This window comes from Alcanivorax sp. HI0044 (assembly GCF_001634945.1).
Window position 1 is genome coordinate 1 of record NZ_LWEZ01000138.1, and the last position, 661, is coordinate 661.

Sequence of the window (661 nt, forward strand, 5' to 3'; positions counted from 1 at the left end):
CGCCCTGTCCGACGGCGACTTTGTACACCGCGCCATCGACCAGGCCGACCTGATCATCAACGTGGGCCATGACGTGGTGGAAAAGCCGCCCTTCTTCATGCGCCCCGGCGGCGCCGAAGTAGTTCACATCAACTTCAACTCCGCCCAAGTGGACCCGGTCTATTTCCCGCAGATCGAAGTGGTCGGCGACATTGCCAACAGCCTGTGGCAGCTCAAGGAGCGCCTGGATCCCCAGGAACACTGGAGCTTCTCGGACTTCCACCGCATCCGCGATGCGCTGCAAAAGCACATCAATGAAGGCATTCAGGACGACAGCTTCCCGATTCGCCCGCAGCGGCTGGTGGATGAAATCCGCAAGGTCATGCCGGAAGACGGCATCCTGACGCTGGATAACGGCATGTACAAAATCTGGTTTGCCCGCAACTACCCGGCCACCAAACCGAATACCGTGCTGTTGGATAACGCCCTAGCCACCATGGGCGCCGGCCTGCCTTCCGGCATGGCCGCGAAAATGGTCCACCCGGACCGCCGCGTCATGGCCATCGTCGGTGACGGCGGCTTCATGATGAACAGCCAGGAACTGGAAACCGCAGTACGCCTGAAGCTGGATATCGTGGTACTGATTCTGCGCGACGACGGCTACGGCATGATCAAGTGGAAA

General features: G+C 60.1%; 1 protein-coding gene. It reads left to right on the forward strand.

Annotated features, from left to right (window positions below):
- A partial coding sequence (locus tag A3730_RS01725) for a thiamine pyrophosphate-dependent enzyme (protein ID WP_231883804.1) occupies positions 1 to 661 on the forward strand: 661 nt, incomplete at both ends.